The sequence below is a fragment of the Nostoc sp. NMS2 genome (genome assembly GCF_017115105.1).
Classification (GTDB): Bacteria; Cyanobacteriota; Cyanobacteriia; order Cyanobacteriales; family Nostocaceae; genus Nostoc.
In genome coordinates, this window is sequence record NZ_JABXKH010000135.1 from 1 (window position 1) to 25,664 (window position 25,664).

Below are 25,664 nucleotides of genomic sequence, written 5' to 3' on the forward strand. Positions count from 1 at the left end.
ATTGGTCATTGGTCATTGGTCATTGGTCATTGGTCATTGGTCATTGGTCATTGGTTTTTACAAAGGACAAATGACAATTGACTAATGACCATTTATTAAGCCGTGGCTTCTATGGTTTCATCACCTTCCCGATCTTCTGGATCTACCTGTCTCAGACGAATGTGCTTTTTGCCTAAAGTGATGATAAACTCATCTCCTGGTTTCAGGTTCATCTGTTTTGTATAAGCTGAACCTATAAGTAAGTTATTATTCGATTGCACACTAATTCTATAGCTAGCACTACGTCCACCCCGCCCATTAGCGCTGGGTGTACTGTCTAACTGAATGCCTTCAGCATCAATTAGGGCATTTAAGAACTTCATCATATTGACGCGCTCTATACCGTTTTTGGTAACGGTATAGTAGCCGCACTTCTTGGCTTTGTCTTCTTTGCTCTCGCTCTCTAGCTCTTTGACTTTTTTGAGCAGTTCTTCACCGAGTAAGGGTTCAATTTTTTTCTGTTTAGGCATCAACTTAGGTCGAAAATGAATGTTTGAAGTGTTGGAATCGATTTTATTTTAGCTGAGGTTGAGCTAATAGGAACATAATCCTTTAGTTTTTATCTCAACCTAGCCAAGTATATTACACTCAGATGCACAATTGTTATGCCATTAACAATATTGTCAAGACAATCTATTTTAGAGAATGCTGGCAATGCTGAACGCTATATATATAGTTTGTAAATCACTGCTAAACTATACTTGTTTAAGTTTTCTAAACTAACGCTCAAAAGGTTGTTTATTTGCTGAGGATGATAATTGAGTTACAGAATGATAAGTAAAACTGATCCTTAGTTATTGGTCGTTGGTTATTGGTTATTTACAAAGGACAAATGACAAAGGATAAACAACAAAGCTTGCCAAAATGAAACTAACTACCAGAGGACACTACAGTGTAAAGGCGTTGCTAGATTTGAGTTTACAGCCAAAATATGGGCCTGTATCTGTAAGAGCGATCGCTAAACGCCAAGATATCCCTGCTCCTTATCTCGAAAAACTACTAATAGAAATGCGTCGTGCGTCAATAGTTAAATCAATTCGTGGTAGCATCGGCGGATACCAATTGGCAAGAGAGCCTGCACAAATATCTATAGGACAAATTTTAGAAGCAGTTGGCGAGACTAGCCATTTACCCCATCACACCCCAGCACCTACACAAGCTGAAGATTGGGTAACATTTAGCCTTTGGCAGAGACTCAACCAAAAGCTCAAAGAAGCTTTGTACAGTATTACTCTGGCAGACCTTTATTACGATGCTCGTAGCTGGCAAGCTTCCCTTGGGGAAGAAGCTAGTTTTGTGGTTTAGTCAAAAGCGGAGCCGGAGACGTTTCCGTTGCTCCGGTCAATAGTCTAAATATTGACTACGCATTTTAGATTTTAGATTTTAGATTTTTTGGTTGATACCCCCCCGCCTAGTAATTCGTCCCGCAACGCTTTCGTGGGCAGAACAAATCGAAAATCCTCAATTTAAATCCGACGCTCGTTCTGATGCGCTATCAGAGCCAAATACCCAGACTTCGTACCCTACGCTAACATGCCTGGGGTCAATCCAAAATCCAAGTTGCGCTGTCAGCGCACCAAAGGTGCGACCCAAAATCCAAAATTGATTGACTCGTGACTTATGACTGATAGCATCTATATATTAATAATTGCTGCATTTTTAGATTACTTAATTGGCGATCCTTGGGATTGGCCTCATCCAGTGCAAATTATGGGGTGGGTAATTTCTCGCCTAAGCAAATTTTTTCTTCAATTGTGTAAAAATCCTCTTACACAACGCCTAGCTGGAATTGCACTAGGGATTATCCTAATAATTGGTAGCGGTCTGGTTGGTTTTTTGATTATTCAAATTGCCAGATGGGTTCATCCATTGTTAGGAATTACAATTAATTCCATTCTTTTGGCTAGTTGTTTTGCTGGCAGAAGTTTGCGAGTAGCAGCAGAAGCTGTTTTAAAACCTTTAACAGCAGGAGATTTGGAGAAGGCTCGGAAGATTTTAAGTAATTACGTTGGTCGAGATACGCAAAACCTCTCACAAGCAGAAATTTTGCGAGCCGTTTTAGAAACGGTTGCAGAAAATGCCACCGATGGAGTGATGGCTCCGCTTTTTTATGCAATTGTTGGTGTGTTTGTGCCAATTGTGGGGCCAACTCCCTTGGCTTTAGCATACAAAGCCAGCAGTACTCTTGATTCAATGGTGGGCTACCGAGAAGCACCCTATACTTATTTGGGATGGTTCTGTGCGCGGTTAGAAGATTATTTGACTTGGCTACCTTGTCGATTAACAGTCGTGACTCTGGCGCTATTATCGGGTAAACCAATGCACGTTTGGCGAATTTGTTGTCGGGATGCAATTAACGATCCTAGTCCCAACTCTGGCTGGAGTGAGTGTGTCTATGCTGCTTTTTTGGGTGTGCAGATGGGAGGTACAAATTGGTATCGTGGGGTAGCTAAGTACAAACCACTGCTAGGAGATGCGATTTATCCCATTACTGCAACTTCTATTCAAAATGCTTTGCAGCTGACTCGATCTTGTTTTTTGCTATGGTTAGGCATAGCGATCGCAATATTCTTAATCCTCCCCAACAGGTAAAGTTAGGAGTTAAGAAATAAAAACTTCTAACTCTTGTAGAGACGCGATTAATCGCGTCTCTACCCCTAACTCTTAACTCATCACTCCTAACTTATCATTCCCTATGTCTGCCAAAGTAGTTGAAATTCTCTCATCCGAAGAAATCCGTCGTACCTTAACTCGCCTGGCCTCTCAAATTGTGGAAAGGACGCGTGATTTGTCTCAACTGGTACTTCTTGGTATCTATACCAGGGGTGCGTTCTTAGCCGAATTGTTGGCGCGTCAGATTGAGACGCTAGAAGGTGTAGCCGTGTCAGTTGGCGCTTTGGATATTACATTTTATCGAGATGACCTTGACAAAATTGGATTGCGGACTCCAACGAAAAGTGAAATTCCTTTTGACCTTACGGGGAAAACGGTTGTACTTGTGGATGATGTGATTTTCAAGGGACGGACAATTCGCGCTGCTTTGAATGCAGTCAACGATTATGGTAGACCAGAGGTGATTCGTTTAGCTGTGTTAGTAGACAGAGGTCATCGAGAATTACCAATCCACCCAGATTTTATTGGAAAAAAGTTGCCTACTGCTAAAGAAGAAGTTGTGAAAGTTTACTTACAAAATTACGATGGACGAGATGCAGTAGAGTTGATTAGTCATTAGTCATTTGTCATTAGTCATTTGTCATTAATTCTTCCCCTGCTCCCCCGGTTACTGAGCGTAGTCGAAGTATGCTCGCCTGCTCCCTCATCTCCCTCATCCCCCATTCCCCATTCCTCACCGCAAAACTGGACTGCCATGATGATGAACTAAATACCACTTTCCACCAAGAAAGTGAAATACATTTGTAGCTGTTGATTGTGCTTCAAGTCTTCTCCCAGCCACCACTTGGAATACATTTTCTCTCAGCACAACATAAGCAATATTATCAACTATTTCTGTAGCAATTATATCTGTGTTTATTTCAATATAAGCTGTGTTTTTAAATATCTGCTCCCAGGAGGTGCGAATCTCCTTCCAACCTCGTAGTATATTACTTCCAGGATGAATACAAAAACTACCAGTTCCTTGTGACCATACGGTACTCATTATCTCAATATCTTTTCTTTCAAAAGCTCGATAAAAAGCTACATTAGCCGCTAAGACTTCATCCTTCGTCATGGGGAATTTAATAGTTAGGAGTTAGGAGTTAGGTACTTCCAAGAAATAAATTATCTATCTTGTTGGGTGGGGACACCCATCCCACAAGAAAATTTGGGATGTTTTTTTCTTTGGAAGTCTATTAGGAGTTAGGAGTTACTAAATTATAACCTTCAAGTTTGACAAGTAAATTAGTAATTCCCAATGCCCAATTCCCAATTCCTAAATCTTTTTAACTGTGCTAATAGTTTGCAATAATTGGCTAGCTGTATAAGGCTTGGATAAAAAGGCTTTGATACCCATATCATAAGCTGTATTAACTTTATCAGTCGAAGTGAGTCCACTGACGGCAATAATTTTGACATCTGGGTTAATTTTTCGCAGCGTGCGGATAGTAGTTATCCCATCCATAGACGGCATGACCATATCAGTCAAGACAAGAAATATTTCGTCTCGATGTTCTGCATATAAGGCTATTGCTTCAATGCCATCACTAGCTGTCATTGCTTTATAATTGTGGCTTTCTAAGGATGTTTTTGTTACGTCTCGAATGGCAGCTTCGTCATCTACAACTAAAATTAATTCTCCTTGTCCTGAAGGTAGTCCCTGGTCTTCTTGTTCTATGGTTTCCGCCGCTTCTTGTGCTGGCAAATAGACCTTAAATTGGCTACCTTTTCCCTGTTCGGTGTATACGTTGATGAAACCGCCGTGGCTTTTAATAATGCCAAGGACTGTAGACAGACCAAGACCAGTACCTTTATTGAGTGCTTTGGTAGTAAAAAATGGATCAAATATCCGATCTAATATTTCTGATTTAATCCCCATTCCTGTATCAGTAACAGTAATAACAACGTGATGACCAACTTTAGCTTCAATGTGCATCTTGGCGTAATTTTCATCAATTAAGAGATTTTCCGCCGATATTTTCAAAGTTCCACTATTTGGCATAGCGTCACGAGCATTAACACATAAATTCATCAGTACCTGATGCAGTTGGGTGGCATCACCGGATACAGTCCAAAGATTTTGCGAAATTTGAGTGGAAACTTCAATGGATTTGGGAAATGTTTCTCTAATAATTTGCTGAATTTCTATTATTAAATGCTTTAATTGCAATATTGTGCGATCGCCTTCAAGCCCGCGAGTAAAAGATAATACTTGCTTGACTAAGTTTGCCCCGCGTTTAGTGTTTGTAATCAATATTGGCAACAGTCGCCGAGAACGCTCATCGTGGACTTGTGCCTCTAACAGTTGGGCTGTCAGCAAAATGGGCGCAAGAATATTATTTAAGTCGTGGGCGATACCACTGGCTAAAGTGCCAATGCTTTCCAATCGCTGGGCGCGGAGAAATTGCGCTTCAAGTTGTTTTTTTTGGGTGATGTCAGTGTTAACAACGAGGAAAGATTGTGCTTTATTGCCAAATTCATGTACTAGTGTCCAACGGCTTTCGACAATAATTTCTTTACCTGATTTTGTTTTTTGCTGTAATTCGCCCTCCCAAGAGCCATTTTTCATCAAAACACTGAGTGCTTCTTGAACTTTAGACGGATGTTTTTCATGCCAGAGAAATTGTGTCTTCTTATTGATTGCTTCTTCTTTTTTCCAATCGTACAGACTCTCAGCAGCTTTGTTCCAAAATAAAATTTGATCGTCTAAATCACGCACAAAAATTGCATCGGTGGCAACATCTAGTAAAGCGGCTTGTTCGCGGATTTTATGTTCTGTCTGTTTGCGCTCGATGGCGTAGCGGATAGAACGCTCTAACAGAGGTGCTGTCAACTGGCTTTTTTCGAGATAATCTGCGGCTCCGGCTTTCATCGCTTCGATATCTATTTCCCAGTCGCCCTGACCAGTTAGTAAAATTATGGGAGAAGAACAGCCGTTGGCAATTGCTTCGCGTAAAAGTTCCAGTCCATTGTGTAGCCCCAAACGGTAGTCTACAAGATAAACGTCATGTTGGTGGCGAGCGATCGCATTTCTTGCTGCTTCATAATTATTTACCCACTCTAACTCGCAGTCTGCTACTTGAAATTCACTGAACCAATAACGAGTCAAAACATAGTCATCTTCGTCATCATCAATGAACAAAACTTTGATAGGGCTGTTGTCCATGTTTATCTCCCACTGCTTCTAGTGGTAGTTTCACAATTTCAAACCAGTATTTAACTAGAGTGTCCATGACCTCAACTAATGAGGCAAAAGGCGCTGGCTTAATGATGAAGGAGTTAGCGCCTAAATCATAAGTATTATATATATCTTCTTCTCTTCGGGATGTTGTCAGTATTACGACTGGAATTTGCCGCAATTGGGGATCAGATTTTATCTCTTTGAGTGCCTCAATACCGCTAATTCTCGGTATATTCAAATCTAATAAAATCAAACCAGGGTGCGGTAAATTGCTGCTGTTAGCATATCTACCACGATGGTACAGATAATCCATCAATTCTTCACCATTACTCACGATGTATAGTTCAATTGGCACTTGACTTTCTGCCAATGCCTCACGAACCAAGATGCCGTCGTCTTCATCATCATCAGCCATTAAGATGGTGAGATTTCTTTTTCGACCCTCCACATCGTCTCCTTTGCAGTGATTTATTATTATGAATCAAGTTATCAACCTGGCATAGATGGTAACTCCTCCGTTGACAAAAATCATTACTTATGCAACTTATTTGTTTAGGATATGAAAGTTTATCGAATAGAATTCAGGAGTCAGGACGGGCTAAACGCCCCGCCAATCGTACAGAATTCATTCTGAATTCTGTACGATTGGCGGATGAATAATCGGGTTTAAGACCCGCGACTGATTGATTCTGATTCCTGAATTCTGTTAGCGGATAGCTAGGGTTTAGCCCCTTCTGAATTCTTCTTCATTTCTTTGCTAATAGAAGGCGATGTCTAACCACAAATCGCTGTGGTGGTTGCCAATAGCCGGAAATAATCGAATCTTATTAAGAATTAACATTATGGTTGATTTGTACAATACATCAGTAAATTACGGATGGCAGTTGTACAATTAAGCTAATTTTGGGATTTAGTATTAATCCCTCTCCAGGAATAAAAATCAAGAATGGGAATTAATTGATAATCCGATCGTAAATTTCGCTCCTTGCCCAGGTTGGCTTTCGGCTGTGATATTTCCATGATGACGCTCAATTATTTTCCGGCAGATTGCTAAACCTATGCCAGTGCCTTCGTATTCAATGCTACTATGCAAACGTTGAAAAACGTTAAAAATCCGATCGAGATATTTTTCTTCAAAACCAATACCATTATCTTCTACAATGATTTGGCAAAGTTCAGAATTATTAGATATGCTATCTGCTTGATTGTTTAATATTTTACTATAGATTTTGATGACTGGTGGTATTTGTGGGCGATGGAATTTGAGGGCGTTACCAATGAGATTTTGCAGCAATTGACGCATCTGTACAGGATCGGCTTGAATGGTGGGTAACTCTCCTATTTCTACACTTCCTCCAGTTTGCTGCACATAAATTTCTAAATCAGACAATACCTCTTGGGCAATCTTTGTGAGATTTACTGATACAAAAGGTTGCGCTCTGGTAGTAACTCGTGAAAGTGTTAACAAGTCTTCAATTAATGTCTGCATTCTTGATGCAGCATTCTGCATTCGTTCTAGGTAGTCACGTCCTTGTTCGCTTAAGGTGTCGCCACAGGTGGTTTTGAGCCGATCGCCAAAGGTTTTAATTTTACGCAGTGGCTCTTGCAAATCGTGGGAGGCGACGAATGCAAATTGTTTTAGTTCTTCATTAGAACGGGTGAGTTCTTGCCTCTGCCGAGTTTCTTGTTCTAGGATTAGGCTCTGAGTTGAGGCAATGCCGATTTGATCTGCTAGCTGTCGCAAAAGTTCAATTTCCCAATTAGTCCACTGGCGGGGATGGGCGCATTGATGGGCAATTAGCAGCCCCCACAGTTGATTTTTGAGGAAAATCGGGACTACAAGGTTGGCTTTAACGGCAAATCGTTGCAGTAATTCGACGTGGCAAGGTTGGATATCAGCTTCTTTGATATCGTTAATGATACTAATTCGCCCTTGACGATACTTCTCAATGTAATCATCACGAAAGCAAGGGTCGATAATTTGCTGCCCTAGCACAACAGGTAAACCGGGAACTATTGCCTCTTGAACCGCCATGAAAGAACCATTTGGCTGTAGGCGCAAGATTAATACTCGGTCGGCAAGCAGTAGCTTTTGCACTTCTGTGACACTGGTTTGGAGAATTTCATCGATTTGTAAAGACTGACGAATTTTCAGGGTGATATTAGCGAATAGTTGCGATCGCAAATTTTGAAGTTCTAATGCTGCTTGGGCGCGATCGCGATCGCGCTGTACAGCTTGCCGTTCGCTTATATCCATCATCGCTCCCATCATCCGCACTGGATTACCTGTTTGGTCATGAACGACATAACCGCGATCGAACATATAGGCATAAGAACCATCCCTGCGACGAAAGCGGTATTCATTTGACCAGAATTTTTTACCGCTATCGATCAGTGCCCGCGCTTGGGAGGCGATTCTTTGCCTGTCGTCTGGATGTATGTGTTCATACCACCAATTAGCAGTGAATGTTATTTGCTGTTTCGAGTAACCCAAAAGTTCTTCTAAAGCTTGATTCCACCACACCTCATTAGTCAGCAAATCCCAGTCCCATAAAAGATCGTTGGTAGCACGGGCAACTATTTGGAAACGTTCTTCGCTCTGACGCAGTTGTTCTTCTGCTAGTTTCCGTTCAGTGATATCTGTATGGCAACTTGTCATCCGCACGACATTACCATCTTCATCCCACACTGCCTGACCGCGATCTAAAACCCATTTATAGGTGTCATCTTTGCACCGGACTCGATGTTCGCTGATCAAAAACGGGGTAATCTTAGCAAAGTGATCGGCGATCGCTTGTCTGACAAATCCAATATCATCTGGATGGACTCGTGTTACCCATTCGTCTAAATGATTGGAAATTTCATGTTCTGCATAACCAAGCATTTCTTTCCAGCGAGTTGAAAAAAATACTTGATTATTTTTAACATTCCAGTCCCAAATGCCATCATTATTGCCCTGCACGGCTAACTTACAGCGTTCTTCGCTTTCTTTGAGTGCGTTTTCCACCCGTTGGCGCTCAATGGCTGTAGCGAGAACATTGGCAACAGCTTGGAGAAAAGAAATGTCATCTTTGGTAAAAGTGTGGTGTCTGGTTGTGTGTGCCCCAAAGACACCAAAAGGATGCTCTTTGCCATGAATCACCACGCTAATGCCGCTTACCACTTGATGCTCATGTAGCAGTGGTGGCCCATTGAATCGCGTTTCGGCACAGAGGTTATCAACAATCACCGGTTCTTGGGAAAGCAGAGTGTAGCCAGCTTGAGAATTTATTCCGGCGCTAACGATCGCCTTTCCCACAAGTCCAGATTGCCAACCGACTCCAGCCCGTAGTAGCAATCTTTGATCGTCTGGCAGTAGTTCCAAAATTTTGCAAAACTCAACTTTGAAGCATTGGGCAACCATTGTTACAGATGAGTTCATCAGTGCAGTCAAATCTGTACCAGCTAGAGCCATTTGACTTAGTTCTGCAACTATTGCTTGCTGGTTAGCATGAACTTCTAGCGCCTCCTCTGCTTGCTTGCGCTTGCTGATGTCTATGTATACCCCAGATATTTGCACAGCCATACCAGAGGTATCTGCAAGGACAACTCCTTTGTTTGCTAAAAAACGAATTTTCCCATCGGGTAAAATAACTCGAAATTCGATATCATATTTGACTCCAGCCTCAATAGCTTGCTGATGCGATCGCCTGACGAAATCGCGATCGTGGGGATGAATGCAGTTGATAAAAGCTTGATATGTATAGTTGAAAGTGCCTTTCTCTAAGCCAAAAAGGGCTTCCAGATTATCTGACCAAGTAATTTTGTTCGTCGGCAGATCCCAGTTCCAGATACCCATACGAGCAGCATCTAATGCCATCCTGAGTTGGACTTCCCGCAATTGTGCCTGTGCAGTTTGCTGTTGTAATTCCTGCATGGCATGATGAGCTTCCAAAAGACGGCGCAATCTTAGATGTAATATTGGCCATTGAATCGGTTTGGTAATAAAGTCAGTTGCACCCACAGCAAAAGCTTTATCTACGGTTGCCTGGTCGGAAAAAGCGGTAATCATTACCACTGGTGTATTTTTGCCGTTGGGAAGTGCTTGCAGGTGAGCGCAGCAACTAAACCCATCCATCACCGGCATCATGATATCCAACAGGACTATATCTGGGTGGAGGCGACTATAGATAGCGATCGCCTCAAGCCCGTTACTTGCTTCTTCCACCTCATACCCTGCATCTGTCAATTGCTTACACAGATGCATTCGCATGAAATTGTCGTCGTCTACAACCAGAATCAGTTTAGTCATTTGAGTTTATCCTGGGAGCGATCGCCCTTCATTTCACTTTTTCGCATTCCTGGGAGGATGTCAACTAATCTACGTAGGGAGCAAGGGGGCAGGGGGCATTGGGCATGAAGAAGAGACAAGGGGGACAAGGATGAGGGGGGAGACAAGGAAGAGACTTATTCAATAATTCCCCCTTGTCCCCCTTGTCCCCCTTGTCCCCCTTGCCCCCCTTGCCCCCCTTGCCCCCTTGCCCCCCTTGTCCCCCTTGCCCCCTTGCCCCCCTTGTCCCCCCTGCCCCCTGCCCCCTGCCCCCTGCCTCTTCATTTAGTTTCCGAAAATATTAAATTTAATGGAAGATTTAATAAATCGAGAGAGGTGTACGCTACCTAGATGTGAATGCATCAACAGAGGACTCAACCAATGGGATATGTAATTGCTACTGCAAATATGAAAGGTGGCGTTGGTAAAACCACCCTCACTGTCAACTTAGCTACCTGTCTAGCTAAAAATCATGGCAAGCGGGTGCTTGTACTTGATTTAGACAGCCAAATTAGCGCCACACTCAGTTTGATGTCGCCTTTAGATTTTGCCAAGCGTCGTAAACAAAGCAAAACATTTAGGTATCTGATAGACGAAATTATCAATCCAGACCCACAAGCAAAACTGACAATTCAAGATATCATTCAATCCCAGGTTTGTAATCTTCCCGGACTGGATTTATTACCAGGAGACATCGACTTATATGATGAATTTGTTGTATCAGAAATGCTACATCAACAAGCAACTGCATTAGGAGAACAGGACTTTGAAACTATTTGGAATCGCTTTGAAAGAGTGCTGATTAATAACATTTTAAAACCAGTCCGTCAAGAATATGATTTTATCCTTCTCGATTGTGCCCCTGGATATAATTTATTGACTCGTAGTGCTTTAGCTGCCAGCGATTTCTACATCCTTCCGGCGAAACCAGAACCCTTATCTGTGGTGGGTATTCAACTACTAGAAAGACGCATCGCCCAATTAAAAGACAGTCATGGACATGAAACCAAAATAGATATAAAAATGCTGGGAATTGTATTCAGTATGTCTAGTGCTAACCTTCTCACTGGCAGATACTATAAACAAGTGATGCACCGCGTTGTAGAAGATTTCGGAGTAGAGAAAATTTGTAAAGTACAAATACCAGTTGATGTCAATGTTGCTAAGGCTGTTGATAGTTTTATGCCAGCTGTTTTAAATGCTCCCCAATCAGCTGGTTCAAAAGCGTTTTTTCAGTTAGCTCAGGAGTTGTTGCAAAAGCTATAAGGGGAGCATCTCAATGAGTGTAAAAACACACTTGCCCTAGCGAATAGAATGATGCCTCCGGCACGCCAAGGGCGAACGCGGCTATACAAGACTTTACCCACCTGCGTGGGTTTCAAATTCCTAGAGTCTACGTAGGCGACTTCGTTTGTGTAAACGGGTTCGCGTTAGCGTGCCGGAGGCTATATTCTAATCGCCTATATATTTACAAAGGTTAGTCACAGCTATAAAGACCTAACCAGTAAGCTAATGAGGGTAATATAGCAGTCCTAAATCATTCATTAAAAATTAGATTCCCGACAACTTTTATGAAGTCGGGGATCTTGACGGCACGAATTTTCATAAATTAGATAGGATTGCTATAGGTAAGTTATCTTTTCTATAAGTTCAGCAGTTATACGGAAGCTATATGCAGCGAGATTCGGCTATTGAGTGAAAAGGTCAGTAAATCTTACTAAGAAACAATGCTTACTAACAATTCTATATCGGTAGAGAAAAATCAGAGCTTGGTAATACGCTTACCACGGACTCTGAGTTATCTCGAAACCTGGGGCTTTGGCTTAACTGGTCATGTGGGATGGATTGGTACTGCCCCGATTATTCATGCAGCGTTAGGGTCTAAAGCTATTTTAGTTTGGTTTGTTGGCACAATCATTTCCTTTTTGCTGAACTTGCAGGTGCAAAGTCTAGGTAGACATTGGCCAGATGTCGCTGGAGGAACACCAAATTATACCACAAGACTATTAAAAAATTTTCCTGGCTTAGGTCGTTACGTAGCATTAGGATACTTTTTTAGCTGGGCAGCAGCTCCGGCACTGTATGCGATTATTCTCACAGACCTAATTAAAGTCAATTTTGAAACATTAGGTATTTCTTGTCCAGAAACTTTATTAAAAGTTTTATTTACAGCGATTCCTTTTATTTTAGCGTTCAGTGGCACTCGTGCTTTAGCGCTCTTACATTTATTTTTTGTATTCCCAGCGATTTTATTACTGCTTTTGTTTTCAATTGAAGGCGTTTTATGGTCAGTCTTCTCAACTGCGAGTTTTAAATTTATCCCAACTAGCACACATAGTCTGAGCTTTCAAGAATGGGCTAAATGGTTTTTTCTAGCTAGCTATTCAATTTATGCTTGTGAAACCACTTCTTCTTTTGTAGCTGATAGCCACCATCCGTATAAAACTTTAAGCTTCTTAACCGTAGCTGCTTGGCTAATTCCTCCAGTCTTTTTAGGTGGTTCTTGGGTATTAATGTGTTCGGGTCAAAATCCCACAATAGGTAACGATGCGTTCTTAAATCTGGTAGCGGCTTCTAAGCCTTTTTGGGGTGAATCTGCCTCGTTTCTAGTAACACTTTTGATTACTGTATCTTGCCTTCTAAGTTCTGCTACGGCAGTTTCCAATTCTCCTCGAATATTATACCAACTTGCCTTAGACAGACAGATTTCTCCCATATTTGCTTTAGTTTCCCGTCAAGGTGTCCTTGGGCCTGCTATCTTCATTACCTTTCTAATCAGTTTGCTGTGTCTAAATTTAGGAAATGTATCTCAACTTGTCACAGTAGCAGGCACTTGTTATCTAATGTCCATTATGGGATTACATCTGGGATTATGGCTGTGTCGGGGAAAACCCCAGGTGTTATGGCCTTGGTGGTCACTTGGTTTTTTCTGTTTAGAAGCGGTAGTTCTAATAGTAGGAGGTTTAGCTTGGAATTGGAGAGATTTTTTAGTGGGATTATTATTACCTACTATTCTGATGATAGGAGATGTCGGCCTACGTCGCTTAAGATTTGCGCCATTACAGTTAGAATGGTGGACACAACGTTACTATACTCGGTCTAGTACAAACAATTCAGATTTTCTGATACTACAGGTAATTGTCCTGGTATCATTAATTTGTATTACTGCTACCAGCAGTTGGGTTATCCGCGATTTATTAGGTAAAGTTTCTGATAATCCTCAAAATTCTTTACTAGCTATTCTGTTAGTAACGCTTTCTTTGATTGGAGTAGCGATCGCTTGCTGGACAACTCTACCACAAATCGTTGCTATTGATGAAGCACGCAAACAAGCAAAAAGCCTATTTATCACTACTCTCGATACTGTTCCAGATACTGTTTTAGTCTTAGATGAAAACGGTAAAATTTGTCAGACTAATGCTGCGGCTGAAGAATTATTTCAAACACACTCTCAGGAGTTGCTTGGGCAAAACTTGAATCAACTTTTAGTATGCTATCACGGCAAACCAAAGCAATGGTCTATCAGAACTGAGCAAACTTTAAAAATAAACCAAGGTCTAAGAATTGTTGAATCGACTATTTCACAGCCATTTAATTCTCAGCTACGGGAGTATGTTGTTATTATCCGCGATATCACTAAGCGGAAGTTAGTGGAGGAAGAATTAATTCAATATCGTTATCAGCTTGAGCAGCTGGTTTTAGAACGCACTGTTGAACTTATCAGAGTGAATCAACAACTAGAACAAGACATTATCAAGCGTCAACAAGCACAAGAACAATTACTTCATAATAGTCTTCATGACGGGCTAACCGGATTACCTAATCAACGATTATTTATGGAGCGAGTGCAACAAGCAATAGAACGTACCAAACAGCAAAATAATTATTTATTTGCCGTCCTCTTCTTAGACCTAGACCGCTTTAAAGTTGTTAACGACAGCCTGGGACATCTACTGGGAAATCAACTTTTGATTGCAATTTCTCATCGGCTAAAGTCGGTTCTGCGAGCCGGAGATATAGTTGCCCGTTTTGGTGGAGACGAGTTCACTATCTTAATTGAGGACATTGAGGATATTAGTATCGCCATACAGGTAGCCGAGCGAATTAAAAAGGTGCTAGCTTTGCCATTTCAATTAAATGAGCATTTAGTATTTACTAATGCTAGTATTGGCATCGCTTTAAGTAAGGCAGATTATGAACAATCAGCGCATATTCTCCGTGATGCCGATGTTGCAATGTACCGTGCCAAATCACTTGGGAAAGCACGCTATGAGGTCTTTGACCAAAAAATGTACGAGGGTGCATCTTTGCTTTTAGAGTTAGAAACTGCTCTGCGAAATGCACTGCTCAAACAAGAAGAATTTCGCCTTGATTACCAGCCAATTATTTCACTTATAACTGGCAAAATTATTGGATTTGAGGCTCTGATACGTTGGCATCACCCAGAACTAGGTCTTATTTCGCCTCAAGATTTTATTCCTCTGGCTGAGGAAACTGGAATGATTGTTAGTATCGGACAATGGGTGCTTTCTGAAGCCTGTCAGCAAATGCACAGATGGCATCAAAAATTTCCTAGCTCACTACCTTTGACAATTAGCGTAAATTTTTCGGGGAAACAAATAACGCAACCCGATGTGTTTAAACAAGTTAAACATATTTTGCAGGAAACTGGACTTGAGCCATGCAGTTTGAAGTTGGAGATTACTGAAACCCTGTTGATGGATAATTTTGAATTAGCTACCACCGTGCTTTCTCAGTTAACAGAGCTAAATGTTGAGATGCACATGGATGATTTTGGAACTGGTTATTCATCATTGAGTTATCTACACCGACTACCTATCAAAACCCTTAAGATTGACCGCTCTTTCGTCACTAATATAGGTAGTCGAGGAGAAAATTTAGAAATTGTAAGAGCGATTGTGACATTAGCTCATAATCTCAATATGTCTGTGACAGCAGAAGGCATAGAAACTGTAGAACAATTAGCACAACTGAAGGCGTTACAATGTGATTATGGACAAGGGTATTTTTTCTTACCACCGATGGAAAGTGCAGAAGTAGAAATGCTACTTGCAGCTAACTTGTGTTACAAAAACTTTTTAAAGAGATAAGTTGGTTGGTATCGAATTCTGTTTGGAAAAACACCTTGTAAAATTGAGAAATCAATTACACTTGAGAATCTACATTAGTGTTGTAATACCGGCTGTAGCCGGAAATCTTCTGCGTTATTAATTAACCCTTCTTCTAACAATAGTTCATTAATAAAAATATCGATTTTCTCCCGACTAATATTTTGCATGACTATCAGGTGTGCCCAATTTTCAAAAACTGCTAATTGCCACTTTTTAATTAACCTTTGAGAAGGTTTTTGAAACACGACGGTATTGGAAAAATTATTTAACATAGATGGGTATTCTCTGATTTGAAGTTGTTGAAAAAGATATTGAGCATTATGAATACAGGTCTTTGCCTCTTTAGCTAACCCATCATAACCTCTTGTTTGCACTGCATACCAGAGAATTAGGGGGGTATGACCATTTCTAGATCCCAGAATAGTTGTATCTTTGGAACCAATATATTCAATTTCTATTTCAACTTTTTCTACCCATTTTTTCTTCGTTAAAACTACACCACAAGGTAAGGGAGAACCAATGAATTTAGCAGAAATAGCTACACTGTCTATAGGTTTTTGAAAGTTAACTTGCGGTGCGCTATCTAAAAATGGTAATATTAACCCTGAAAGTGCAGCATCACAATGAATGTAGTAATCTTTAATCTGATTGCGCTCTAAAATTTCTAGAACTTTATCTAAGTTATCAATTGCACCTTTGACAGTAGTCCCAATATTTAAATTTATGATGGCTGGATAACTACGATTTTCGCTAAGTAGTTGTTCAAAATGGTCATAATTCATTTCTCCATTAATTTGTGAATTCACAACATTATGTTGAATGCGGAATAATTTCGCAGCTTTGGGAATTGAGTAATGAGAGTCTTGTGATGAGTAAAGAATCCCATTAGGGTAGATTTCTCTTGCTAAGAAAATTCCATATAAATTACCTTCAGTTCCACCGGCAGTAACATAACCCCAAAACTGATTTTCTGGAATTTTATAGAGTTGAGCAAAAAAAGATAATACTTCTTGCTCAAACTTCCGCGAATGGAGACCAAAATCTGGTTCAATATAAGGATCTCCAGCATTATTTAACAGATGATTGAAAAATTTGCCGATCGCACTGTAGTCACAACTTAGATTATATGGATAGCCTGCATGAAACTGCGATCGCTGTTCTATTTGCAGCAAAAAATCTGACAACTCTGTAGCAACTTTACTTGACATATCTTTCTATCTCTTGAATTTTGATTAAGTTAATGGATGTTTTAAGCGAAAAATTACGTATTAATCCATACCTTTATGTTTTCTTCATAATACTGTAACTCTGCTCTATACATGAAAAGGATATGGTGAAAGTACTTAGCGAGCTTCAGTAAAAACACCTGTTTTTTTGTTCATAAATATATTACCCTTAGAACTTACGTGCTTTACAAAATAACCATGATGTGTATCACGTAAAAAATCTTTTTTAGGCGGTGACTACAACCTGATTTAACGTGAATTATACGGATGATGTAGTGTCATCTAATTACCTGAATGAAAATACCTTTCCCTGTTTTTAATACACAAAACTTTCCCTCTCCGAGTCTGAGAGGGAAAGACTTTAACTTTATTTCAAGGCAGGGAGAGTTTCGTTTAACTCAGGTATATTTACTAGAACTCTCCCGCTAAGGCTGCAACACACCGTTCGCAAATTAAGGGATGTTCTGCTGATTCTCCCATACGAGTAGAGTAGTTCCAACAGCGAATACACTTCGTGTAGGCTTTGCCAACACATTTTTGCCCATCTGCATTGACTACACCAATTCCCCAGTCTTCAGTCTGCGCCGTATATTTTAATCCTTGCAACCCTTCAGCAGAATCCAACAATTCCACTTGGGAAGTCAGCAATAGATACCGCAGTTCATCAATCCCGTTACCCTTAACCGGGTTAAAAGCTTTGATAGCATCGCCTAACTGTTTGTGAGGTATATGAATCAAAGCTTTCGCTTCCAAGGAAGAACCAATGAGTTTTTCTATCCTGGCTTGTTCTAATACCTTATTAACATCGGTGCGGAGTTGTCGTAATGCTGACCAAAATTCCGCTAACTCTGGATTACGCCATTTTTCCTCAATCTGCACCCAACCGGCCTCAAACACCGACTTGTAAGGTGTTTTGTAGGGGAGATATTGCCAGATATCTTCGGCGGTGTGGCATAACACTGGTGCGATCGCTCGTGCTAAATTATCTAAAGCTATTTTCAGCACCGTTTGACAACTGCGACGGCGGAAAGCATCTTTTGCACTGATATACAGCCTATCTTTGGCAATATCCAAATAAAAGTTGGATAAATCCACCACGCAGAAATTCTGCACTGTTTGGAAAAAGCGGAAGAACTGGAAACTCTCAAAGGCAACGGTTACTTCCTCAAATACCTCAGTGATGCGGTGCAGCATATAACGGTCAAGTTCTGGCAATTCCTCAAAGGGAACTGCATCTTTTTCTGGGTCAAAATCATCCAAGCTACCCAGCAAAAACCTCGCCGTATTGCGAATTTTGCCTCTAACATCATTCATCTGTTTGATGATGTTTTTACCAATGCGAACATCGCCAGAGTAGTCTACCGATGATACCCACAATCTCAAGACATCTGCACCGTAAGCTGGTTCTACTTTTTGATTTTTCCCGCCTTCAATGATTGTATTGGGGTCAACCACATTTCCTTCTGATTTGCTCATCTTCCGGCCTTGTTCGTCCAAAGCAAAGCCGTGAGTTAGTACAGTTTTGTAAGGTGCAATGTCATTCACTGCTACACTGGTCAGCAAGCTTGACTGAAACCAACCGCGATGTTGGTCGGAACCTTCCAAATATATATCAGCAGGATAGCGTAACTCTGGACGCTGTTGGACGACAGCCGCCCAAGATGAGCCAGAATCAAACCATACGTCCATTGTGTCTGTACCTCTGCGGTAAGACTTACCATTTTGACGATAGGATTCTGGTAATAACTCCTCAACGGATAATTCCCACCAAGCATCAGAACCTTTTTCTGCGATAATTCCTTGAACGTGGTTGATAATTTCTTCATTCAGCAGTGGTTCACCCGTAGCTTCATCGTAGAAAACGGGAATGGGTACACCCCAACTCCGCTGACGAGAGATACACCAATCGGAACGTTCCGCCACCATTGGCGTGATGCGATTTTCACCTTGGGCTGGAATCCATTTTACCGTTGCGATCGCCTTTAGTGCTTCTTCCCGAAATCCTTCCACCGAAGCAAACCATTGTTCAGTAGCGCGGAAAATCGTTGGTTTCTTTGTCCGCCAATCATAAGGATATTTGTGGGGATATGCTTCTTCCTTCAACAAGGAACCAGCCGCATTTAAGGCATCAATCACCGCCTGATTCCCATCACCCAGCACATTCAACCCAGCAAATTGTCCCGCTTCTTCGGTAAAATTGCCGTTGTCATCCACTGGTGCAAGGATGGGTAAACCGTAGCGCTGGCCAACGATGTAGTCTTCTTGACCATGACCGGGTGCAGTATGTACCAACCCAGTACCCGATTCAGTAGTAATGTAATCACCGCCTACAACAACAGGACTTTCGCGGTCAAATAGAGGATGACGATAAGTAGTATGTTCTAAGTCACTCCCCTTAAAGGTGGCTTTTACAGTTAACTCAACTCCCAAAGTTGAAGATAAACGCTCCACTAAATCAGCAGCAACGATGAGATAGCGGAAACTCACCCCCTCACTCCCCCTCTCCGTTGACGGAGAAACTTCCTCACTCCCCCTCCCTGCTTGCGGGGAGGGGGTTGGGGGGTGGGGTTCCACTTCCACCACTGCATAGTTCAAATCTGCATTCACCGCCACCGCCAAATTCCCCGGAATTGTCCAAGGTGTAGTTGTCCAAACAGCCACACCCAAATCTGACTGATATTCAGCCAACAGTGGTTTTACAGCTTCCGCCAAACCTGTGATTGCAAAAGCTGCATAGATACTGCGGGAAACGTGACCTTCAGGATATTCCAACTCAGCTTCAGCCAAAGCGGTTTTAGAACTCGGACTCCAGTGAACCGGCTTCAAACCTCGATAGATGTAGCCTTTTAAGAACATCTGACCAAATACGCCAATTTGAGCCGCTTCATATTCCGGCTTCAGAGTTAGATAAGGGTTATCCCAATCACCCCAAATACCGTAGCGTTGAAAATTTTGGCGCTGGTTATCTACCGTTGCTAGGGCAAATTCTTGCGCTTTTTGCCGCAGTTGTAAAGGCGTTAAACTTTGCCGTTCTGCTGACTTCATGTTCTGCAAAACTTTTAACTCAATTGGCAATCCGTGACAATCCCAACCAGGAACGTAGCGAACTTTACGACCTTGTAGCAGTTGGTAGCGATTAATAATATCTTTGAGAATTTTATTTAAAGCATGACCAATATGGAGTAAGCCATTAGCGTAGGGAGGCCCATCGTGCAGTATAAATAATTCGCCGGGGTTATTTTCAAAGAGGCGATCGTAAATTTTATTTTCTTCCCAAAATTTTTGGATTTCAGGCTCACGCTTGATGGCGTTTGCCCGCATATCAAAGCTAGTCTTGGGTAGGTTTACAGTATCTTTGTAACTTCCTGATTCGGTCACAGTCTCATGCCTAGAATTAGGTGTGCAGGTTTTATCAATTATAGAAGATGGCAGGAAAACCAAAATTTGCTACTTTAATGTAAGTTTGATAAAAATTATTTGACCTCTCCCCCAGCCCCTCTCCGCTTCGGCTAGAGTGTACACACAAGTCTATACACAATGCAAAATATCGTAAGATCCCCCTAAATCCACGCCACTTGCTTCACTACAGCGCTTCGCGCATCCTGCGGCGGGGAGGGGGTTGGGGGTGGGGTTTTTGTACCTCACTCAACTGGGAACCGCTATATCTGTGCGATTGCCCATATCAAAAACATTAAATTCAATCCCGTCTAACTTCAGCCTCAAAGCCTCTAATAATAGGTTTATCCTTTCTTCAATAAAAATGGTTAGGGCGTGTTCAGGAAGTGCATCGGCTCTTGACCATTCAAGAATAATAGTTGGTATAAGATGAGAGCGTAGCACTGTCTCTAAACCAGGCTCGTCATATTCTTTGAGATAATCTAATGGATTTTTATCGCTAATGTTCAAATTAGTTATTTGAGACAGATAGGCAATATTCATCAAGCTGTCACATTCTATTTGACTAGCGATGCCACTTTGTTTAATAAAGTTAACTGGAAATATGTGGTGCAAGTTAGGCTTATCTGTAAGTAAGTAATAAACATCAGATAAAACATCGTTATGGGGTTTTGCCCAATCTTGCGGCTTGTGGTTTGCATAAAGTGATAGTATGGCTCTGGATAAACGACCTCTATAACTATAGAAAGATTTTCTTAAACGATTTTTATCAATTTCAAATTTATTGAATGAATAAATATTATTAGCCTTTTGTTGGTTAACAAAGTTTATGTTTTGCCAGAGTTGGGTAGTATTTGTTAGTAACTCTTCGTTATGAAAACTATAATACCAAAAATACTTATATAAAAAATTATAATCAGGTTTAAAATTACGATAAAAGTATGCTGTGATAGTAAGGTATAAATATCGGTAAGGAATTAATCTTCCACCCTTGATATGCAAACAATTATCAAAGAAATTAAAAGTTTTAGCAACTGCTATTTTAAAATCAGACCATACAGCTTCAATATGCTCTGTTTTTAGCTCATTAAGATATTTGTCAGTAATATTTTGTATCCCGGCTTCGGGAAATTCAAGTTTTACCACTACAGCTAGCATCTGAAGCAATGTCCAATTATCAATACTGGCATATTGACTACTAGAAATAGTTTTTTTAAATTTATCAAATAATTCACGAAGATAGAACCCAGAGATATTATTTGTCTTATCTTCAGAACGAAAAGTCTTTGCAACCACAATATCAAAGATATCCAAAGGTTTACCAGCTTGATTAATCCGCTCAAATATTTGGCAGACTTCCGCGACTTCAATACCGCGTAATTCAATAAAGGACATTCTATAATTGTCCAAAACTTCTTTGCACTTCGCTAGCTGTTCTCTATAGGGATGATCAAAATCACCGTAGCCACCTTTATGAAGATTTTTTTCAAGATTTTTATAATCATTTTTAATATCTTCTAACTTGACAATCAGGTTTTCCTCATAACGTTTATTTCTACTTTTATTTAATTTGTTTTGCCCATTGTTATCATCTATCTCATCCCAAAAAAGAAATCTTTTGATGTAACTTATATCATCTGTTGCATCAGTAAATTCAATAGTCAAATCTACATATAGCGTTGAGTTAAACTTATTTTTGCAAGCAATCTTATTCTTATCTCCATATATTGAGGTTAGAAGGGCAGTAGTCCTTTGTTGTCCATCTAAAATATATTGGTATTCGTTAGAGGAAAAATCGTCAGCAAGTTTAATACCTCCTATTTCTCTATGGCTTTCTAGCTTTGTACTAGTTTTCCAAATTAAAATACTTCCTAACGGGTAAAATTTATAAATACTATCCCAGAGCTTTTTAACATTCTCTTTCTCCCAGACGATATCTCGTTGAAAAGTGGGAATTTGATACTTTCTAGCTAAAAGATTATCTAAATAGGTAGCAATGGCAGAATCAGTTGGCTGAATGCGATCAGTGTATGTAGACATTAAATTAACCTTACCTAACTTTGAGTAAATATCAAGATTGGCGTGTAAATTTAACTAATTTTAGTAAAATTCCATACAAAGCTAACTGATATTTAATTAAGTGGCAACTCAAATTTTAGAAAATCTCTGCAACCTTTTTTCCATGCCAATGTTGCCCTGTAAGCCTCCTGTATGTACCAGCAGCAAAGAATCGCCTTTACCAAAAAATCCCTGCTTTAGTAAATCCATCACTCCGTAAAACATTTTTGCGGTATATACGTAATCAAGGGGTATACCATGCTCTTCCCTGAACTGTTGGCTAAACATTAGCAACTCATCGTTCACCTTTGCATAGCCGCCAAAGTGGTAATCACACATTAATTCCCAGGAAGCGGGGGAGTTAGATGGTGTAGGTAAATCAGAGGCGAGGTAATTTGTCAATAAACTTTCGATTTCTTGTGCAAGAAATGCGCCATTTTTTAGAACGGGAAAAGCGATCGCTCTTTGTCCTTCATACAACGAAAGCGCAATACCCGCTAGTGTGGTAGCTGTACCGCAGGCTACGCATATATGATTAAATGCGTAGGCGTAGCCAGCCGTAGGCATCGCATCACCAACTATCTCCATACAGCCGCGCACACCATTTAAATTACTTCCACCTTCGGGAATGATAAACACCTCACCGAAGCGTTGTTGCAGAGATTCCTCTAGCACTGGTGTGTTGCGCTGTCGATACATTTCGCGGTTCAGGTACACAAGCTGCATACCCTGTTGGACAGCAAAACTCAGCGTCGGGTTTAGTGGTAGCCTCTCCTCCCCGCGAATTACGCCGATGGTGCGAAAACCGAAAAGATTACCAGCCGCCGCAGTTGCATAGATGTGATTGGAATAAGCGCCACCGAAGGTTAGCAGCGTTGTAAAATTTTTCTCTTTGGCCTCTAAAAGATTGTATTTCAGCTTAAACCACTTGTTGCCGTTAACCCACGGGTGCATGAGATCCAGGCGTAGCACATACAGATCAACACCAGCGCGACGGATGATTTCGCTGTTGATTTGTTGTATGGGAGGAGGAAAAAATATTAATGACATGCAAAACCATTCTAACTGATTATCTACATTTTCTCACATTCATTATTGATGATAAACATTGAGTAATTCCAATGGTAAATAAATCTAAATGATGAATAAAAGTTTCTGATGATTAGCTTTAGATATTGGCATTTTACTAATTGACTATTTCAGGTAAATATAAGAGACATAACACTCGCTTCAGATAACAATCTTTTTGGAGAAAACAAATGGTTGCACTCATACAGCCCACTCAAGTTACTCCCAACCCAGGACGTTTGACAGTTCAAACTGTTGAAATTGCTCCTCAAACAACTGCTATTCGTTGTCTAGACTGGGATAGAGAACGTTTTGATGTCGAGTTTGGTTTACGGAATGGTACGACCTATAATTCTTTTTTAATTCAGGGAGAAAAAGTTGCCTTAGTTGACACATCTCACCGCAAGTTTGAGGAATTATATCTTGAGATACTGGTGGGATTAATTGATCCGGCTAAAATAGATTATTTGATTATTAGCCACACAGAACCAGACCACAGTGGTTTAGTGAAAAATATCTTGCAATTAGCTCCATCTATTACTGTTGTCGGTGCTAAAGTAGCTATTCAATTTTTAGAAAATATGGTTCACCAGCCTTTTAATTCAAGGCAGGTGAAAAGTGGAGAGCGATTAGATTTAGGCAACGGACACGAATTAGAATTTATCTCTGCACCTAACTTACACTGGCCTGACACAATCTTTACTTACGACCACAAAACTAGCACTCTTTACACCTGTGATGTGTTTGGGATGCACTACTGTGATGACCACACTTATGATGAAAATATCACCTTACTTGAGGAAGACTTTCAATATTATTATGATTGTCTTATGGGGCCTAATGCCCGGTCTGTTTTAGCAGCTTTAAAGCGGATTGAAAAGTTAGAAATAGCAACAGTTGCTACAGGACATGGCCCTTTATTACAACACTATATTTCCGAATGGCTGGGACTGTATCAAAACTGGAGTTTAGAACAAGCGAAAACAGAGGCTTTAGTGGCTTTATTTTATGTGGAAGATTACGGGCATAGCGAGCAGTTAGTCCGTACCATAGCTCATGGATGCGCGAAAACAGGCGTGGCAGTGGAATTAGTTCCTCTCAATAGTTCCGAACCTCAAGAAGTTCGAGAATTAGTTGCACAATCTTCTGGTTTAGTAATTGCAATGCCACCCCAATCTTCGGTGATGGCTCAAGCAGCTTTAAGTACAATTTTAGCTGCTATTCACAAAAAGCAAGCAATTGGTTTATTAGAGTCGGGGGGTGGAGAAGATGAACCCATTTATCCCTTACGCAATAAGTTTCAAGAACTGGGATTAACTGAAGCTTTTCCTCCTATTTTAGTTAAAGAAATTCCTACTCCAGCAACAGAACAGCTTTGTGATGAAGCGGGGACAGATTTAGGTCAATGGTTAAACCGCGATCGCACCATTAAACAAATCAAATCTATCAATACCGAACTAGAGAAGGCTTTAGGGCGGATTAGCACAGGACTATACATCATCACCGCCAAAAAAGGAGAAGTTCAGAGTGCAATGTTTGCTTCTTGGGTGACACAAGCCAGTCTTGAGCCTTTAGGAGTTGCGATCGCAGTATCCAAAGACCGGGCAATTGAATCTTTGATGCACGTTGGCGATCGCTTTGTTTTAAACGTTTTAGAAGAAGGCAAATATCAAGGATTAATGAAACATTTCCTCAAGCGTTTTGCTCCTGGTGCAGACAGATTTGCCGGGGTGAAAACATATCCGGCGAACAATGAATCGCCCGTTTTAGCTGAAGCTTTAGCTTATATGGAATGTGAAATTACTAGCCGCATGGATTGTGGAGATCATTGGGTAATTTATAGCACAGTCCAAACTGGAAGAGTTGCCAAGCTAGATGCGCTTACCGCCGCCCATCACCGCAAAATTGGCAATCATTATTAAATAGTCATTTGTCATTTGTCATTGGTCATTTGTCATTTGTCATTTGTCATTCTCGTTGTCCCATTGTCTGCCTTATTTACCTTGCTTTCCATAGACGCGATGAATCGCGTCTCTACAAACTCCCAAAAAACTATGTATAAATCTGTTGAGAATACTCCGATTACGATGTACGAAATCAATCGAGGGCGCGTTGTGCGAACCTTGGAATTTATCCAAGATATAATTGTGATTTGTTTGTGTATCGGTTTATTTAGCTTCATGGTGCTTCAGGTGAGAGATATGTTTCTCTCCTTACTTCCGCCTCTCGATTTTCATGCTGTTACTGCCGATATTCTCTTTTTACTTATCTTAGTTGAGTTATTTCGACTGCTGATTATTTACCTACAAGAACATCGAGTGTCTATTGGGGTAGCTGTTGAAGTTTCCATCGTTTCCGCCTTGCGAGAAGTCATTGTTAAAGGTGTTCTAGAAACAAGTTGGAGTCAAGTTTTAGCAACTTGTGCCTTTTTATTAGTGCTGGGAATACTACTGTTTCTCCGAGTTTGGCTACCCCCTACCTTTGAAGGTATCGATCCCGAACAAGAAGTATCTAAACGCTATAGAAGCCGAGCTAAGTCTGAATTAACACAAACTAATGGTCATTAAGAGTAGGGAATAGGGATGAGGGGGACAAGGGGG

The 25,664-nt window shown here is 40.8% G+C and carries 16 protein-coding genes; 7 read left to right on the plus strand and 9 right to left on the minus strand.

Annotated features, from left to right (window positions below):
• Positions 1-95: 95 nt before the first annotated feature.
• Complete coding sequence (locus tag HWQ36_RS23650; RefSeq protein ID WP_292707048.1) at positions 96-509, minus strand: AbrB family transcriptional regulator; 414 nt, start codon at positions 507-509, stop codon at positions 96-98.
• Between the two features lie 394 nt (positions 510-903).
• On the opposite strand from HWQ36_RS23650, the gene HWQ36_RS23655 reads away from it, so the two are divergent.
• From HWQ36_RS23655 to pyrR, 3 genes are all read left to right on the plus strand, one after another.
• Complete coding sequence (locus HWQ36_RS23655; protein ID WP_012409421.1) at positions 904-1,344, plus strand: Rrf2 family transcriptional regulator; 441 nt, start codon at positions 904-906, stop codon at positions 1,342-1,344.
• Positions 1,345-1,659: 315 nt separating this feature from the next.
• Positions 1,660-2,631 carry an adenosylcobinamide-phosphate synthase CbiB gene (gene cbiB, locus HWQ36_RS23660; RefSeq protein ID WP_292707050.1) on the plus strand — a complete coding sequence of 324 codons (972 nt, stop codon included), beginning with the start codon at positions 1,660-1,662 and terminating at the stop codon, positions 2,629-2,631.
• Positions 2,632-2,734: 103 nt separating this feature from the next.
• Positions 2,735-3,271, plus strand: a complete 537-nt coding sequence (gene pyrR, locus HWQ36_RS23665) for a bifunctional pyr operon transcriptional regulator/uracil phosphoribosyltransferase PyrR (protein WP_292707052.1) — start codon at positions 2,735-2,737, stop codon at positions 3,269-3,271.
• A gap of 114 nt (positions 3,272-3,385) precedes the next feature.
• On the opposite strand, the gene HWQ36_RS23670 is transcribed toward pyrR, so the two are convergent.
• The 4 genes from HWQ36_RS23670 to HWQ36_RS23685 form a co-directional block, all read right to left on the minus strand.
• The gene (locus HWQ36_RS23670) at positions 3,386-3,769 is read right to left on the minus strand and encodes a nuclear transport factor 2 family protein (protein WP_292707054.1); all 384 of its coding nucleotides are present in this window, start codon (positions 3,767-3,769) and stop codon (positions 3,386-3,388) included.
• A 201-nt stretch (positions 3,770-3,970) separates the two neighbouring features.
• Positions 3,971-5,860: a response regulator gene (locus HWQ36_RS23675; RefSeq protein WP_292707056.1), complete on the minus strand. Its 1,890-nt coding sequence runs from the start codon at positions 5,858-5,860 to the stop codon at positions 3,971-3,973.
• The gene (locus tag HWQ36_RS23680; protein WP_292707057.1) at positions 5,826-6,323 is read right to left on the minus strand and encodes a response regulator; all 498 of its coding nucleotides are present in this window, start codon (positions 6,321-6,323) and stop codon (positions 5,826-5,828) included. The genes HWQ36_RS23675 and HWQ36_RS23680 overlap by 35 nt, the downstream gene beginning before the upstream one ends.
• Before the next feature lie 492 nt (positions 6,324-6,815).
• On the minus strand, positions 6,816-10,166 hold the full coding sequence (locus tag HWQ36_RS23685; protein ID WP_292707058.1) for a PAS domain-containing protein: 3,351 nt from the start codon (positions 10,164-10,166) through the stop codon (positions 6,816-6,818).
• A gap of 399 nt (positions 10,167-10,565) precedes the next feature.
• Here HWQ36_RS23685 and HWQ36_RS23690 point away from each other — a divergent pair, with 399 nt between their 5' ends.
• Together HWQ36_RS23690 and HWQ36_RS23695 are read left to right on the plus strand one after the other, a co-directional pair.
• Positions 10,566-11,450 (plus strand): ParA family protein, encoded by an 885-nt coding sequence (locus HWQ36_RS23690; protein ID WP_292707060.1) that lies wholly within the window; start codon positions 10,566-10,568, stop codon positions 11,448-11,450.
• Positions 11,451-11,911: 461 nt separating this feature from the next.
• A complete protein-coding gene (locus tag HWQ36_RS23695) occupies positions 11,912-15,295 on the plus strand; it encodes an EAL domain-containing protein (RefSeq protein ID WP_292707063.1) in 3,384 nt (1,127 codons plus the stop codon).
• Between the two features lie 74 nt (positions 15,296-15,369).
• Here HWQ36_RS23695 and HWQ36_RS23700 read toward each other — a convergent pair whose 3' ends face one another.
• The 4 genes from HWQ36_RS23700 to HWQ36_RS23715 all read right to left on the minus strand — a co-directional run bounded on the left by HWQ36_RS23700 (position 15,370) and on the right by HWQ36_RS23715 (position 23,046).
• Complete coding sequence (locus HWQ36_RS23700; protein WP_292707065.1) at positions 15,370-16,524, minus strand: histidine decarboxylase; 1,155 nt, start codon at positions 16,522-16,524, stop codon at positions 15,370-15,372.
• Between the two features lie 429 nt (positions 16,525-16,953).
• Positions 16,954-19,920: an isoleucine--tRNA ligase gene (ileS, locus tag HWQ36_RS23705; RefSeq protein ID WP_292707068.1), complete on the minus strand. Its 2,967-nt coding sequence runs from the start codon at positions 19,918-19,920 to the stop codon at positions 16,954-16,956.
• Positions 19,921-20,187: 267 nt separating this feature from the next.
• The gene (locus HWQ36_RS23710; RefSeq protein WP_292707070.1) at positions 20,188-21,978 is read right to left on the minus strand and encodes a DUF262 domain-containing protein; all 1,791 of its coding nucleotides are present in this window, start codon (positions 21,976-21,978) and stop codon (positions 20,188-20,190) included.
• A 108-nt stretch (positions 21,979-22,086) separates the two neighbouring features.
• Positions 22,087-23,046 (minus strand): pyridoxal-phosphate dependent enzyme, encoded by a 960-nt coding sequence (locus HWQ36_RS23715; RefSeq protein WP_292707072.1) that lies wholly within the window; start codon positions 23,044-23,046, stop codon positions 22,087-22,089.
• 209 nt (positions 23,047-23,255) lie between these two features.
• Between HWQ36_RS23715 and HWQ36_RS23720 the strand changes: the two genes are divergently transcribed.
• Positions 23,256-24,986 carry a diflavin flavoprotein gene (locus tag HWQ36_RS23720; protein ID WP_292707074.1) on the plus strand — a complete coding sequence of 577 codons (1,731 nt, stop codon included), beginning with the start codon at positions 23,256-23,258 and terminating at the stop codon, positions 24,984-24,986.
• Positions 24,987-25,118: 132 nt separating this feature from the next.
• A complete protein-coding gene (locus HWQ36_RS23725) occupies positions 25,119-25,631 on the plus strand; it encodes a phosphate-starvation-inducible PsiE family protein (protein ID WP_292707075.1) in 513 nt (170 codons plus the stop codon).
• Positions 25,632-25,664: the final 33 nt, after the last annotated feature.

What these genes read in the sequence shown, in the direction of transcription:
- HWQ36_RS23650 (WP_292707048.1), bottom strand. Translation starts at nt 509, where the DNA reads ATGCCTAAACAGAAAAAAATTGAACCCTTACTCGGTGAAGAACTGCTC.
- HWQ36_RS23655 (WP_012409421.1), top strand. Translation starts at nt 904, where the DNA reads ATGAAACTAACTACCAGAGGACACTACAGTGTAAAGGCGTTGCTAGAT.
- cbiB (WP_292707050.1), top strand. Translation starts at nt 1,660, where the DNA reads ATGACTGATAGCATCTATATATTAATAATTGCTGCATTTTTAGATTAC.
- pyrR (WP_292707052.1), top strand. Translation starts at nt 2,735, where the DNA reads ATGTCTGCCAAAGTAGTTGAAATTCTCTCATCCGAAGAAATCCGTCGT.
- HWQ36_RS23670 (WP_292707054.1), bottom strand. Translation starts at nt 3,769, where the DNA reads ATGACGAAGGATGAAGTCTTAGCGGCTAATGTAGCTTTTTATCGAGCT.
- HWQ36_RS23675 (WP_292707056.1), bottom strand. Translation starts at nt 5,860, where the DNA reads ATGGACAACAGCCCTATCAAAGTTTTGTTCATTGATGATGACGAAGAT.
- HWQ36_RS23685 (WP_292707058.1), bottom strand. Translation starts at nt 10,166, where the DNA reads ATGACTAAACTGATTCTGGTTGTAGACGACGACAATTTCATGCGAATG.
- HWQ36_RS23690 (WP_292707060.1), top strand. Translation starts at nt 10,566, where the DNA reads ATGGGATATGTAATTGCTACTGCAAATATGAAAGGTGGCGTTGGTAAA.
- HWQ36_RS23695 (WP_292707063.1), top strand. Translation starts at nt 11,912, where the DNA reads ATGCTTACTAACAATTCTATATCGGTAGAGAAAAATCAGAGCTTGGTA.
- HWQ36_RS23700 (WP_292707065.1), bottom strand. Translation starts at nt 16,524, where the DNA reads ATGTCAAGTAAAGTTGCTACAGAGTTGTCAGATTTTTTGCTGCAAATA.
- HWQ36_RS23710 (WP_292707070.1), bottom strand. Translation starts at nt 21,978, where the DNA reads ATGTCTACATACACTGATCGCATTCAGCCAACTGATTCTGCCATTGCT.
- HWQ36_RS23715 (WP_292707072.1), bottom strand. Translation starts at nt 23,046, where the DNA reads ATGTCATTAATATTTTTTCCTCCTCCCATACAACAAATCAACAGCGAA.
- HWQ36_RS23720 (WP_292707074.1), top strand. Translation starts at nt 23,256, where the DNA reads ATGGTTGCACTCATACAGCCCACTCAAGTTACTCCCAACCCAGGACGT.
- HWQ36_RS23725 (WP_292707075.1), top strand. Translation starts at nt 25,119, where the DNA reads ATGTATAAATCTGTTGAGAATACTCCGATTACGATGTACGAAATCAAT.